Source organism: Nonomuraea sp. NPDC003709, from assembly GCF_040610775.1.
Taxonomy (GTDB): domain Bacteria; phylum Actinomycetota; class Actinomycetes; order Streptosporangiales; family Streptosporangiaceae; genus Nonomuraea; species Nonomuraea angiospora_A.
In genome coordinates, this window is the sequence record NZ_JBEXMW010000014.1 from 1 (window position 1) to 13,299 (window position 13,299).

Genomic DNA, 13,299 nt, shown 5'->3' on the forward strand with positions numbered 1-13,299 from the left:
GTGGAGCTGACCGGTACTAATAGGCCGAGGACTTGACCACAAAGCAGACTTTTCTAGTCGTTGCTCGCGTCCATTATGTGATTCTGAGACAGCAAATGGCTGTTTCGCAGAGTTACGGCGGTTATGGCGGGAAGGAAACACCCGGTTACATTCCGAACCCGGAAGTTAAGCTTCTCTGCGCCGATGGTACTGCACTCGGGAGGGTGTGGGAGAGTAGGTCGCCGCCGGACAATCTTTGGAGGGGGTTCGACGCCTTGTGCGTCGGACCCCCTTTTTTTGTGTGCTGTGTCGGCTGTGATGGGAGCTGTGGGGCGTTCCCTGGCGCGGCCGGCTACCCGCCCTTCCACTTACTGGCCAGATCGGCGTCCGAGGCCACATTTCTGTAGCTGTGACGTTCCGCTAACGGCGCAGCTGTGCGCTGTTCCGCAATTCGAGCGCCTTCGTAAACGGACGACGGGCGTTGACCGCCCCGATGGCAGAGCGGCAACTTCGGCCGAATCCCGTTCGCGGATCAAGATTTCCGCGAGGCGTGGTGACAGTGCGAACACCCTCGCTGACCGTACGTTTCTGGTTGCGCCGATATATGGCTTGCGTCCGGGCTCATGGACGTACTGGGGCTTGCTAGGCTGGAAGGAACCGGGCCACCCCACGGGTGGCCTTCGTCGCGTAAGGCCCGAGAGGCGGCGACCAGCCACGGTGGACCGTCGTTATGAGTCCGCTGAGTGAGCCAACGAAATGGACCAGAAGTGAACAGTGATAACGGATCGGACGGCGGACAGCGCGGGCGCGGCGACTATGGGGACAGGCGCTCCAGCGGAGGCGGCAGGAGCGGCGGGTACGGTTCTCGTGGGCGAGACTCCGGCGGCGACCGTCCGTTCCGTTCCGACGACAGGTCGCGCTCCTACGGTCGTGGAGACAGGACGCCGCGGCGCGACGACGGATACAGAGATGATCGCGGCCCGCGTCGTGAGGGTGACGAGCGTCGTTCGTTCGGGGACCGGGATGACCGTGGGCCTCGTCGTGAGGGCGGGTCCGGCGAGCGGCGCGAGGGCAGGTACGGGGACCGCCGTGAGGGCGGCTTCCGTGAGGACCGTGGCCCGCGCCGCGAGGGCGGCTTCGGCGAGCGCCGGTACGGCGACCGTCGTGAGGGCGGGTCTCGTGACGATCGAGGGCCGCGCCGCGAAGGTGGCTTCCGTGACGATCGTGGTCCGCGCCGTGAGGGCGGGTTCCGCGACGATCGAGGACCGCGCCGTGAGGGCGGGTTCCGCGACGACCGAGGACCGCGTCGCGAAGGCGGGTTCCGTGAGGACCGCGGCCCGCGTCGTGAGGGCGGCTTCGGCGACAGCCGTGGCCCTCGACGTGAGGGTGATGATCGCGGACCCCGGGGTGACGATCGTCGTACCTACCGGGACCGCGACGATCGCGGCCCCCGTCGTGAGGGTGACGAGCGTCGTCCGTTCCGGGATCGGGATGATCGCGGTCCTCGCCGTGAGGGCGGTTTCGGCGAGCGGCGCGAGGGCAGGTACGGCGACCGTCGTGAGGGCGGCTTCCGTGAGGACCGTGGCCCGCGCCGCGAGGGCGGCTTCGGCGACCGCCGTGAGGGCGGGTCTCGTGACGATCGAGGGCCGCGCCGCGAAGGTGGCTTCCGCGATGATCGGGGTCCGCGCCGTGAGGGCGGGTTCCGTGACGATCGAGGCCCGCGTCGCGAAGGTGGGTTCCGTGACGATCGAGGCCCGCGTCGCGAAGGTGGGTTCCGTGACGATCGAGGCCCGCGTCGCGAAGGCGGGTTCCGCGACGATCGTGGGCCGCGTCGTGAGGGTGAGGAGCGTCGTCCGTTCCGGGATCGGGATGATCGCGGCCCCCGTCGCGAGGGCGGCTACGGTGACCGGCGTGAGAGTGGGGGCGGCCCCCGGCGCGAAGGCTCGCGTCCATTCTCGAGGGACGACCGTGCCCCCCGCAGGGAAGGCGGCTACGGCGACCGCCGCGAGGGCGGGTTCCGGGAGGATCGGGGTCCGCGTCGTGAAGGCGGATTCGGTGGCGGGCGCGAGGGCGACCGCGGCCCGCGTGGCGGCGGCGACCGTCGCGAAGGTGGCTTCGGTCCCCGCCGGGACTCGCGGCCGTTCTCGCGGGACGACCGCGGCGAGCGCCCCGACTCCTCGGGCACCCGCGCCAGGTACGGCAGGTCCGACCGCGACGCCGAGGCCCCGCAGCGCGAGAAGCTGCCCGAGGTCGCGCTCGACATCACCGCGGACGAGCTCGACAAGGAAGTCCGCGAGGAGCTGCGCTCCCTGCCCGGCGACCTCGCCGAGCTGGTGGGCCGGCACCTCGTCGCCGCCGAACGGGCGCTCGAGGACGACGACCCCGACCGGGCGCACGAGCACACGAAGGTGGCACGCAGGTTCGCGGCCAGGATCGGTGTCGTACGAGAGGCCGCGGGCATCGTCGCCTACCGCGCGGGACACTTCTCCGAAGCGCTGAGCGATCTGCGCGCGGCCAGGAGGATGACGGGCTCTGACGCGTACCTGCCGGTCATGGCCGACTGCGAGCGCGGTCTCGGTCGTCCGGAGCGGGCGCTTGACCTCGTACGTTCGCCAGAGGCCGAACGCCTCGACCGCGCCGGACGCATCGAGCTGACCATCGTCGAGTCCGGCGCCCGCCGCGACCTGGGCCAGCACGACGCCGCCGTGATCACCCTGCAGCGCCTCCCCGAGCTGCGTGACCCGCAGCCCAGGCCGTGGTCGGCGCGGCTGGCGTTCGCGTATGCGGACGCTCTGGCCGAGGCCGGGCACCAGGAGGCGGCTACGGACTGGTTCGGACGGGCGATGGCGTTCGACGAGGACGGGGAGACCGAGGCGGCCGAACGTTACGCCGAGCTGACCGGGTCCGTCATCGAAGATGTCGAGGAGGAGTTCGACTACGAGGACGACTTCGACGACGCCGGCGCGGCCGAGGCAGCTGAGGCGGCCGAGGACGTGGATGACGCCACGGCCCTGGCCGAAGCGGGCGACCTCTTGGACTCCCCGGAGAGCGTCTCGGACGAGGCGTCCGCCGACGTAGTCGATGAGGAGTCCCCGGAAACGGCCCCGGCCGAGGAGGAGCCGCGGGAAGCGGCGCCCGCCGACGTCCTGGAAGAGCAGCCGGCGGACGTTCTGGACGAGGAGCCGCAGGAGGCGGCCTCGGCAGACGTACGGGATGGGGAGTCGCGAGAAGCTGCCCCCGCGGACGCATCGGATCGTGGGCAGGAGGCTGCCCCGGCCGACGCGCCCGAACAGTCCGGTCCCGCCGACGCTGCCGAGGAGCAGACTGAGCGGCCTGCTCAGGAGGCCCCGAAGCAGGCCGAGGCGCCGAGCATTACCCCGGCGTTCATCGAGCCCAACTTCGGAGACACGCTCAACGACGAGTCCGACGAGCCTGCCTCGGACGGCAAGCGCAAGTCCGACGACTGACGCCACGTCCCCGCCGTACCCGGACCGATACCGTCGCCATCCGACGGTCAAGCCGGTCCGGTACGGCGGGGACGGGTGGGCGACCGCTCACGGTCTCATTCGATGACGAACGCCCGCCTATCCGGCCCGCCGGCGGATTCTGTACGGCATGAGCGTGAGAATCCCCCGCGCGATTGACGGCGAGGAACTCGGCTCCTCGTACGGTGCCGAGGAACCCAGCTCACGTCCATCGGCCCTGAAATCCCATACGCATCTGACCGCGTGAAATTCCCGTCTCCATGCGAGAAACCCCGCAGGCCTTCGACCGCGAGAAATCCTGCACAGCGTTGACCCGCGAGAAGCCCAGTACACGCGTGACCTAGGGGAATCTGACGTCCACGACGTCGGCGCACGTGCAACGGCACGACGCCCCCTGACCCGTATGACGCCAAGAACCGCCACACACGGGAGCACGACGCTCCCTGACACACGGCTTCTGCGGTGAGATTTATTGGCCAGGCGAGGAAAGCGGATACCGGTAAGGCGACGACGCGGACATCCGCCCGCCCCCATCGCCCGGCACCTCCCACAACGCGCGACTACGGTGAGACGCGGTTGAGCCAGTGGAGGATCCCCGCCACGTTTGACGGAGCACCACTCAACAGCTCGAGTTGCTCAGCCGCCCCATCCTCCCCACCAGCAGCCTCCAACGCCCGATAGCGATCCTTGGTGCGATCCCTGACCATGGCGACGGCGTGGTCCAGATCCATCCCCTCAGCATGAGCCCGCCGAGTGAGATCAACCCAGATGCGAAGCTCCTCCGCAGACCGCTCCAAAGTCTCCTGTACGGCATCGACCGGCCCATAGTGGCTGAACAGCAGCCGTTGCGGCCCAAGCGCCTCGAACAACGCGATCGAATCGAGCGCCGTCTCCAGGTCGAAGTCCGGCGGCGGCGTCGCGGGACGGAGATCGCCCGTTTCGGGGAGGTAGACGCCGGCCGCGTCGCCGACGTACAGGTCTCCGGTGGCGGAGTCGATCAGGCCCACGTGGTGTTTCGCGTGCCCAGGGGAGTAGTGGCTGTTCAGCGTGCGTCCGTTGCCCAGGTCGACGGCTCCGGTGTCGCCGAGGGCCACGATGCGTTCGGCCTCGGTGGGCGACAGTTCACCAAATAGTGTGTCGAGCTTGTCACCCCACACCATCCGTGCACTGGCCATCAACCGTGACGGGTCAGCCAGATGGCGGGCGCCCTTCTCGTGTACGACGACCTGCGCGGACGGGAAGAACTTGGCGATGTCGCCCACGCCACCGGCGTGATCGAGATGAATGTGCGTCACCACGACGGTGGCCAGGTCCTCCGGGCCGACACCGAGCGAGGCCAGCGCATCGCGCACCACAGGGGCCGAGGTCGAGGTGCCCGTCTCCACGAGGCACGGCCGATCCCCCAAAATCAGATAGCCGGCCGTGATACCCGTGTATCCAGCCATTTTGGTGTCGATTTCATAGACGTCGCCACCCAACGCGGTGATGTTTTCCACAGGAACTCCCGAGCCTCCAGCAGCTGTCCCCAGAACGGCATTCCAGCCGATCCGGCCTCCTCCTCATCGTAGATAGTGATCTCCACCAGAGCACCGATAGGAGGACGACAGTGGACCGAAACGAAGTCCTGCTGGTAGGCCGGCTGTCGGCGGGGGTCGAGGAGCACTCCTTGCCCAGCGGCGACACCGTGGCGAAGTGGCGCATCATCGTGCGCCGCCGCCGCAACCGACGCGGAGCCGCCCTGACCGACAGCATTCCGTGCGTCACCTTCGACCCGGAGACGGCGGCCACAATCCGCGGCCTCAAACCCCGCGACTACATGGAGGTGACCGGATCCTTCCGCTGCCGCGTCTTCGGCCCGTCCGCGGCCAAGATCTGGCGGTACGAGGTGGAGGTGAGCTCCGCCAGACCGTACGAAGCCGACGTTCCCCTCCCCAGCGACCTTCCGGACGGCCCCACCCACAGCTCTCACGGAAGCCTCGCCGCCCTGATCCCCCGCCAAGTGGTCTACCTCGCCCCAGCAAGCTGACCCACCGGTTGTGAGAGTTGGCGTGCGTGGAGAGCGCTGGAGCCTCGCCCGGTCGTGGACAGCGCCCTCTTGTGGGGTGGCGGCCGGCCGGTCGAGGGCGTGGATTTCCTCGGCCGTCCGTCGACCGAGAGCACATAACCGTCCGCCGCGGTCAGCGGTAGTGCTCGCGGTCATCACGTGGAGTCGCTCGGCCAGGCAGCGCTCGCCGGCGGGTGGCTGGGCTGGCCATTCGATCGGGGCTCTCCGCGGCTGGGCGGTCGTGCTGGGTGTTGCACCGTTCCGTGTGTCCCGCCGCCACGGGTGGTTCTCGCAGGAGCCACCGCACAGCGCTTTATGGACGGCGGGGACGTTCTTACGATCGCCGCGCAGACGGCGGACGTCGGCGATCGTGAAGAATCCTGCGCCGCGATTGAGGGGAGACGGCTGCGTCAGTCGATGGCGAACGTACGGAGGACCAGGCCGGTCCTGGGCTTCGGACCGAAGGAGGTGGACTTGCGGGGGACTCGTTCGCCGCCCGCAGCGACGGCCAGTACGTCGTCAACCGCGAGCGGCTTGAGGAGCACCGCGGTGCCGCCGGTGCGGATGGCCAGTCGCACCGCGGCGTCCGTGTCGTGGTGGACGATGCGTACGGCCTGCTCGTCATCGCGCATGCCCCACACCTTGGGCAGGACGAACTCCGTGAGGACGGAGGTGTTGAGGGAGTTCCAGCGCTCGGAGTGGTCGGGCGGCATGGCACGGGCGATCTGCACCGGGTCGGGGTTGGTGAGCAGGTGCGTGCCACCCTCCCCGCCGAGCAGGAAGGCCGGCTCTTGAGCCTCCTCCAGGGCGGCCAGGCCCTGCGCCAAGTCGTCGAAGTCGTGAACGCGCCACGCGCCTCTGGCCTTGGCGACCGCCTCGGCGAGGGGGAGCCCGGGGATCACGCGGTGGATGGCCTGCAGATTGGGCGGGTACGCGGTGGAGTCGACGAGCAGGGCCAGCCCGAAGTCCCACGGCCCGACCACGGGTGCTGGTGTCGAGCGGCCGCCGCCTGAGGGCACGGATCCGGCCTTGCCGGCGACACCATCGGTCCCGGAGACCTGGGAGGCCTGGGGGATATCAGGGATCGACGGCTTCCCATCCAGGTCGAGGTTCCCGCTGGGGGAAGACGTCTGTGATTCCGAAGGGATGGCGGGATGAGGTGGTTGAGCCGCTGGTTCGACGTCAGAGGAAGAGGATGTTTCTGCCTCCGAGGCGTTGGGTGACTGCGCCTTTGAAGTGGCGGCAGGCTGGGAGAGGTGGGCTTCTGACGTGGCGGTGTGCAGCGGTGGCGGCGTCTGCGGGATGTCGGGTGGTTCCGGTCTCGTGGTGGTGGAGAGCGGCTGCTCGGGCTGGGCCGAGCGGTGGGTGGCGTGCTCCTGGCGTTGGAGGACGCGGTACGTCGCGTACCGGTGGTGGCCGTCGGCGATCAGGGCTTGGCGGTCGTGGAGATCGGCGTTTATCGCGTTGATCTCGGATACGTCCGTGATGGCCCACAGGCGGTGCGTGAGGCCATCCTCGGTGTGGGCGGACACGAGGGGGCGCCGTTCCGAGGCCACCTCGTCCACCAGGCGAGTGGCCGTGCCGTTATCGCCGTTGTAGAGGAGGAAGATGGGTTCGAGGTTGGCCTGCGTGGTGCTCATGAGGGCGAGCCGGTCGGTGATAGGGCCCGGCATGACGTCCTCGTGGGGGAGGATGATGCGCTGCCCCGGATCGGCCAGGCCCACGTCGCCGATCAAGCCGCGTTGCAGCACGTTCGGCCCGCTCTGCTCGTACACGTAGAGCGCTGGAACGTCATCCGGCACCAGGACACCCGTGTCCAGCCAGGCCCTCAGCGTGTCCCGCGCCTTGGCATAGCGGGTTTCAAGCCCGGCGTCGGACGGTGCGGGAGGAACGGACGCCTGCTGCTGCGTGGTGGCCGGCTCGCCGTCAGCCGACGGGCGGTGGGGCGCGGTGCTGGGTGTTTGGTTTGGTTCCTGTTGCCGATGGGGGGCTGGTGGTTTGACGGAGGAATCGCCTCGGGGGGAGCGGGGAAGGATGAGTCGGACGACGTTGTTCGGATGGGAGTCCAGGAGGGCGTCCACGTCGGCGTCGGAGATCAGGTCGTATGGCGGGGAGGTCACCTTGGCGGGATCTTCGACGGCGAAACGTACCCCTCGGAAGGGTCGCAGCACCAGCCCGTCCGGCATCGGCAGTTCAGGAGTCCCCATACCGGGCATGCTCCCATAAATGCTTGTCCCTCCCCGAAGTCCCCCCATGGTTGCAGCCCGTGCCCTTCCCGTAGCAGGGCGAAGCGGGTCCGTCGTTCAGCGATGAAGGAGTCCCCACGCATGGCCCACGATGGAAACGTTCAGAACGAGAACTCAGGTGCTCCCGGGGGCGGTGTTTACGATTGGTATCAGCGTGGGGTGAGATTGCTGAAAGAGGGCAGCCCGGCTGCCGCTGCCGCGTTGCTGGAGCGCGCTGCCGCGGCCGAACCCGCATCGCGCAGCATTCTGGAAGCGTTGGCTCGGGCGCAGTTCAATTCACGGCAGTACGCGGAGGCTGCCGATAGTTTCCGGCAGATCGTGAATGCTAATCCGGCCGAGGATTATGCCTACTTTGGGTTGGGGTTGTCGCTGTGGCGGACCGGGGATGTGGAGGGGGCCCAGGAGCCTCTGGCCATCGCGGTGGCCATGCGGCCGGATGAGCGGCATTATGTGTCGGCTTTGAAGAGTGTTCGCGCTACCTTGCGAGCTCGTCGCGAAATGTAGTCGGAGGACGTAGGGCGTCGGGTGGCCGCCCTGGTCTCTTGTGGTCGTCTTCTTTGGCTGTCTTGAGCTATGTGGTTCTGGGTGTGGGATGCGTGTTGAGCGATGCCTTGCGTCGTTCCGGCGAGGGGTTCGGTGCTTGAGTCGGCCTGGTGTGTGAGCGGGCGGTAGGCGGCGTTCCTGTTGTCTTCGTGCGGGATCGAGTGGTCGGTAATGGCGTCGCGCTGTTCGGCGGTTGGCGCGGGCCGTGTCCTGTGGCCGAGCGCGGGCGGGGCGGGGGCGTGAAGTTTGGTATTGAGTGATCTCAGGGCGCACGGGCGCGGGTGAAGATTGCTCCGGTTTGGAAAGCTGGGGCTGGTGGGTGTGGGTGCGCCCGCGCGATTGGCGGTGTGGATCTCAGGCGTGCAGGGTGCTCTGGTGCCGACGAGGGTGAGGAGACCGCCGATGCAGCCAGGGTGGGTTGTGGAGCCCAGGCGGGCTGTAATGCGTTTGGGGCGCGAGGGAACGGCCGCTGGGTCAGTCGGCTCGATATGGCAACCGTGAATGCGGCGGCGGCTGATGAGAGGCGTTGGTTGGTGTGGGCGTGGGATGTGAAGTTGGGCGCCCTGCGCATGTAGGGGTGGGTGTCTCTGCGTGTGCGCGTGGTGTGGAGATGGGTGTCCACGCGCATCGGCGGTGGGCGTGGAAATGGTCGGCCCTTGTGTAGGTGAGGGTTGCGGCGGCGCTAGAGTCGCACGCGGCGTAAGAGTCGAACGGGGAGAGGCACTGTGCTGATCGACGGCTATGACACCCTGCTGCTCGACCTCGACGGTGTGGTCTATCTGGGCAGCCATGCGGTGCCGGGGGCGCCGGCGGCGTTGGAGGAGGCTCAGCGGCGTGGGGTGCGGCTGGCGTACGTCACCAACAACGCCTCTCGTACGCCTGCTGCCATCGCCACTCACCTTCGCGAGCTTGGGGCACCGGCCTCGGCTGACGACGTGGTGACTTCGGCTCAGGCCGCTGCTCGGTTGGTCGCCGAAAGGGTGCCGCCCGGGTCGAACGTGCTCGTCGTCGGAGGGTCCGGGTTGCGGCTGGCCCTACGGGATCGGGGGCTTCGGCCTGTTTCTACCGCCGCCGAGTCACCTGTTGCCGTGGTGCAGGGGATCGCCCCCGGGCTGTCGTATGGGCTGCTGTCGGAAGGGGCGCTGGCGGTGCGGCAGGGGGCGTTGTTCGTGGCCTCCAACGGGGACAGCACGATGCCTACCGGGCGAGGGGAGTTGCCGGGGAACGGGGCGATGGTTCGGGTGATCGCGGCTGCTACCGGGGTTGAGCCGGTTTATGCGGGCAAGCCTGATCCGCCGTTGCATCGGGAGTCCATGATCCGTACGGGGGCGCGGCGGCCGTTGGTTGTGGGGGATCGGCTGGACACCGATATCGAGGGGGCCTCCAACGCAGGGGTTGAGAGCCTGCTGGTGCTGACCGGGGTGGCTACGGCTGTCGATGTGCTGACGGCGGGACCGCGTCATCGGCCCACCTATGTCGGTGCGGATTTGCGTACGTTGCTGGAGTCTTATCCCGAGGTGCGGGATGGGGCTTGCGGGGGGTGGCGGGCCCGGTGGCAGGACGGCGTGCTGCGGCTCGATGGTGACGGGAGCCGAATTGACGGGCTGCGGGCCGCCTGCGACGCGGCGTGGGCCGTGGCTGGGGAGGGGCGGGTCGAGGAGGACGCCGTGAAGCCTGTGCTGGATCGGTTGGGCTGAGGTTCGCGAGGGCTGGGCCACCCTTGAGGGTTCGCCGGTCTCACTGAAGTGTTGCCGGGTAGAGGCAGGCCGGTGAATCTGGCGCAGGGGTGTCGGGTGGTTGGCGCTGCCTCAAGCTGCCGCCCGGGTGTCGCCGCTGCCACAGCTGTGGTCCCCGTCCCCGCCGCTGCGGTGGTCGCTGCCGTGGTTGCCGTCGCTGCTATGGTCGCCGCTGCTGGACGGGTGGGTCGGCTCGGATGTCTCCGCTGCGTGGTGTCGCCAGGGTTGAGGCGGAGACAGCGGGGCTGGTTGGGGTTGGGGCGTGTGCGGCCCTGCTGGGGGTGCGGGCTCGGAGCCGGTGAATCTGCTCAGGGGCAGGTTGGCGTGGGGGTGTGTGCTGCCTGCTGGGGTTGCGGGCAGGGCGGCGGTGAGTCTGCTCAGGGGCTGGTTGGTGGTGCCTGCCCCTCTGTTGCTGCCTCGCTGCTGCTGGACGGGCCGGTGTTGGCGACCTGATGTCTCGGCTGCGCGGTGTTGCTGGGGTTGGGGCGCGCGGGGTGAGTTTGGCGGGGTTGGCGTCAGGGGTGGGGCCGGCAGTAGGTGGTGCCGTCGTGGCGACTATGCCGGTCGCGGTCGTCAGATGGTCTGGCCCGTTCGGAGGGAGAGCGGGCAGACGGAGGGAGGGCGGGCAGGGGGCTCAGGGGCGGTGAGTGGTGAGCCGCCCCTTTGGGGGCGGCTGGGGAGGGTTGGGGTGGTGTGCGGGCCCGAGGGGCAGGGCGGCGGGTCAGTTGGGCAGGGTGGCTGGTTCGTTGGTTGGGGTGGCGGGTTCGTTGGGGTAAGCCAATGGGTTCATTGGGGTGGGGTGATGGGCTTGCTGAAGTGAGGTGATGGGTTTGTTGGGTGGGGTGGGTTCCGTTAGAGGAGTCTGCGGAGGCGGAGGAGGTCGCCGAAGCTGGCATCGACCTTCACTCGTCCCCCGAGGAGCGCGCGAGCGAGGTCCAGTTCCCCGTCCACCAGGGCGATCAGGTCGTCGCTCGCGATCGTGAGCTTGACGTCCGCCGGTTTGCCGTCCGATGGTGGACGTTCGGTGAACGGGTCGAGCCCTCCGTGGTGCAGTCGGCCGTAGAAGATCACGTCGAGGTCGGGAACCCGGCAGCTGACCGTCCGCTCGACCACGTGCTTGGCACGATCCTGCTCGTCGATCTCGTCGAACTGGGCGACGAGCTTCACCAGTGCCGCCCGGCACTCCTCGACGCTTGCCATGATGCGCATCCTTTCATTTCCCTTTGCGGACGGTAGCGTTCCACATCAGTAGCACCCCCGTATGAGCTTCAACGCGTGACACGCCTGCCAAGGTCCCGGGCGCTCGCGGGAGGCGTTACCGTCGAGTCATGAGTGAGCTGCCGGAGGAGACCGGCAACGAGCGGGTCGATGCCATCGTGGCCGGTCTGGGCCGCCTTGGCGAGCTGCCGGTGAGTGAGCACGTTCAGGTCTTCGACGAGGCGTTCTCCGGGCTCGAGTCCACGCTGGCCACCGCAGTGGAAGAGCAGTGAGCCGGCGGATCCGCCTCGACAGCGAGCTGGTACGCCGGGGCCTGGCCAGGTCGCGTGAGCAGGCCGCCCAGCTCATCGAGGCCGGCCGGGTCAGCGTCGGGGGCCAGGCGGCGCGCAAGTCCGCCACCCAGGTCGAGACCGCCTCCGCCATCGTGGTGGCCGAGTCGGAGGACGGGCCCGACTACGTTTCGCGAGGAGCGCACAAACTTCTCGGCGCGCTCGAGGCGTTCGAGAACCTGAGCGTGGAGGGCCGGCGCTGCCTCGACGCGGGCGCCTCCACCGGCGGGTTCACGGACGTGCTGCTGCGCCGCGGCGCCGGTCACGTGCTCGCCGTGGACGTGGGATACGGCCAGCTGGCGTGGTCGCTGCGTACCGATGAGCGGGTGACGGTGATGGAGCGCGTCAATGTACGCGACCTGACCCCCGAGATGGTCGGCGAGCCGCCCACGCTGGTCGTGGGCGACCTGTCGTTCATCTCGCTGCGGCTGGTGCTGCCCGCTCTGGCCTCGGTCGCCGCGCCGCGGGCCGATTTCGTGATGCTGGTCAAACCGCAGTTCGAGGTGGGCAAGGACCTCGTCGGGGCGGGTGGCGTCGTGCGCGATCCCGAGTTGCGCAGGCGTTCGGTGAGCGATGCCGCCGCCAAGGCCCGGGAGCTGGGGCTGACCGTGCGCGGTGTGACCGCCAGCCCCTTGCCGGGACCATCGGGAAATGTCGAATATCTGCTCTGGCTGGGCAAAGGGGAGGGCGAGCCAGCTGTCGCCGACCTCGAAGCCGAGATCCAACGTGCCGTCGCGGAAGGGCCGCAATGAAACGGACCGTGCTGGTCGCCGTACACACCGGGCGTGACGCCGCAGTCGAGAGCGCTCGCCTGGTCATCAACCGGCTGGTGGACGCCGGAATCAACGTCAGGGTGCTCGAGACCGAGTACGCCGAGGTCGGCTGCGGCGGCGTGGAGACGGTGCCCGGAGACCCGGGCGCGGTCAAGGACGCCGAGGTCATGATCGTGCTCGGTGGCGACGGGACGCTGTTGCGTGCGGCCGAGCTGACCAAGCCGGCGGGCACGCCGCTGCTGGGGGTCAATCTCGGACATGTCGGGTTCCTGGCCGAGGCGGAGGTCGCCGACCTGGCCGAGGCGGTCGACAGCGTCGTGGCGGGTCGCTACGACGTCGAGGAGCGCATGACCATCGACGTTCTCGCCAGGCAGAACGGCCGGGTGATCGCCGACACGTGGGCGCTCAACGAGGTGACCGTGGAGAAGCAGGAGCGCATGCTCGAGGTGGTCGCCGAGATCGACGGCCGCCCCCTGTCGCGGTGGGGGTGCGACGGCGTGATCTGCGCCACCCCGACGGGCTCGACGGCCTATGCTTTCTCGGCGGGCGGACCCGTCGTGTGGCCGGAGGTGGAGGCGCTGCTCATGGTGCCCATCAGCGCGCACGCGCTGTTCGCCAGGCCGTTGGTGGTCTCGCCGCGTTCCACGCTGGCCGTCGAGATCCTGCCCGAGACGCCGGGCGGCGTCCTGTGGTGCGATGGGCGGCGCCGCTTCGAGTTGCCGTCGGGCTCGCGGGTCGAGGTGCGCAGAGGCGCCGAGCCCGTACGCCTGGCGCGGCTGCACGGCGTGGAGAACAGCGGCGCGCCGTTCACCGACAGATTGGTCGCCAAGTTCGAGCTTCCTGTTCAGGGCTGGCGCGGAAGGGTGCGACCCTGAGTCAATGGAGGCGGGACCGCGTAGGATCGCCTGGGCACACGTTGGCACACGTGTTCGGAGACGACGCGGGT

Annotated in this window: 11 protein-coding genes and 1 rRNA gene; 8 read left to right on the forward strand and 4 right to left on the reverse strand. The window is 68.8% G+C overall.

The window, feature by feature from the left end; translation table 11 throughout:
* Nucleotides 1–113: 113 nt before the first annotated feature.
* A 5S ribosomal RNA gene (gene rrf, locus ABZX61_RS35870) occupies nt 114–230 on the forward strand.
* A 477-nt stretch (nt 231–707) separates the two neighbouring features.
* On the opposite strand, the gene ABZX61_RS35875 is transcribed toward rrf, so the two are convergent.
* The gene (locus ABZX61_RS35875) at nt 708–2,375 is read right to left on the reverse strand and encodes a hypothetical protein (RefSeq protein WP_355200576.1); all 1,668 of its coding nucleotides are present in this window, start codon (nt 2,373–2,375) and stop codon (nt 708–710) included.
* On the opposite strand from ABZX61_RS35875, the gene ABZX61_RS35880 reads away from it, so the two are divergent.
* A complete protein-coding gene (locus ABZX61_RS35880; RefSeq protein ID WP_355200578.1) occupies nt 2,313–3,446 on the forward strand; it encodes a hypothetical protein in 1,134 nt (377 codons plus the stop codon). The genes ABZX61_RS35875 and ABZX61_RS35880 overlap by 63 nt on opposite strands.
* 578 nt (nt 3,447–4,024) lie before the next feature.
* On the opposite strand, the gene ABZX61_RS35885 is transcribed toward ABZX61_RS35880, so the two are convergent.
* On the reverse strand, nt 4,025–4,960 hold the full coding sequence (locus tag ABZX61_RS35885) for an MBL fold metallo-hydrolase (protein ID WP_350739871.1): 936 nt from the start codon (nt 4,958–4,960) through the stop codon (nt 4,025–4,027).
* Between the two features lie 110 nt (nt 4,961–5,070).
* On the opposite strand from ABZX61_RS35885, the gene ABZX61_RS35890 reads away from it, so the two are divergent.
* Nucleotides 5,071–5,490, forward strand: coding sequence for a single-stranded DNA-binding protein (locus ABZX61_RS35890; protein ID WP_350739874.1), 420 nt, complete (start codon nt 5,071–5,073; stop codon nt 5,488–5,490).
* A gap of 428 nt (nt 5,491–5,918) precedes the next feature.
* Here the strand turns inward: ABZX61_RS35890 and ABZX61_RS35895 are convergent, their stop codons facing one another.
* A complete protein-coding gene (locus ABZX61_RS35895; RefSeq protein WP_355200581.1) occupies nt 5,919–7,715 on the reverse strand; it encodes a DUF1015 domain-containing protein in 1,797 nt (598 codons plus the stop codon).
* A 120-nt stretch (nt 7,716–7,835) separates the two neighbouring features.
* On the opposite strand from ABZX61_RS35895, the gene ABZX61_RS35900 reads away from it, so the two are divergent.
* Nucleotides 7,836–8,258 (forward strand): tetratricopeptide repeat protein, encoded by a 423-nt coding sequence (locus ABZX61_RS35900; RefSeq protein ID WP_355200583.1) that lies wholly within the window; start codon nt 7,836–7,838, stop codon nt 8,256–8,258.
* A 764-nt stretch (nt 8,259–9,022) separates the two neighbouring features.
* Entirely contained in the window at nt 9,023–9,994 is a 972-nt protein-coding gene (locus ABZX61_RS35905) for an HAD-IIA family hydrolase (protein ID WP_355200585.1), read from the forward strand.
* Between the two features lie 891 nt (nt 9,995–10,885).
* Here ABZX61_RS35905 and ABZX61_RS35910 read toward each other — a convergent pair.
* A complete protein-coding gene (locus ABZX61_RS35910; protein WP_350739886.1) occupies nt 10,886–11,233 on the reverse strand; it encodes an SCP2 sterol-binding domain-containing protein in 348 nt (115 codons plus the stop codon).
* Nucleotides 11,234–11,361: 128 nt separating this feature from the next.
* On the opposite strand from ABZX61_RS35910, the gene ABZX61_RS35915 reads away from it, so the two are divergent.
* Genes ABZX61_RS35915 through ABZX61_RS35925 form a run of 3 tightly spaced genes read left to right on the forward strand, consistent with a single transcriptional unit; the run spans nt 11,362 to nt 13,228 of the window.
* Entirely contained in the window at nt 11,362–11,523 is a 162-nt protein-coding gene (locus tag ABZX61_RS35915) for a hypothetical protein (protein WP_350739888.1), read from the forward strand.
* The gene (locus ABZX61_RS35920) at nt 11,520–12,332 is read left to right on the forward strand and encodes a TlyA family RNA methyltransferase (RefSeq protein ID WP_355200587.1); all 813 of its coding nucleotides are present in this window, start codon (nt 11,520–11,522) and stop codon (nt 12,330–12,332) included. Before ABZX61_RS35915 ends, ABZX61_RS35920 begins: the two co-directional genes overlap by 4 nt.
* Nucleotides 12,329–13,228 (forward strand): NAD kinase, encoded by a 900-nt coding sequence (locus ABZX61_RS35925; RefSeq protein ID WP_350739894.1) that lies wholly within the window; start codon nt 12,329–12,331, stop codon nt 13,226–13,228. The genes ABZX61_RS35920 and ABZX61_RS35925 overlap by 4 nt, the downstream gene beginning before the upstream one ends.
* Nucleotides 13,229–13,299: the final 71 nt, after the last annotated feature.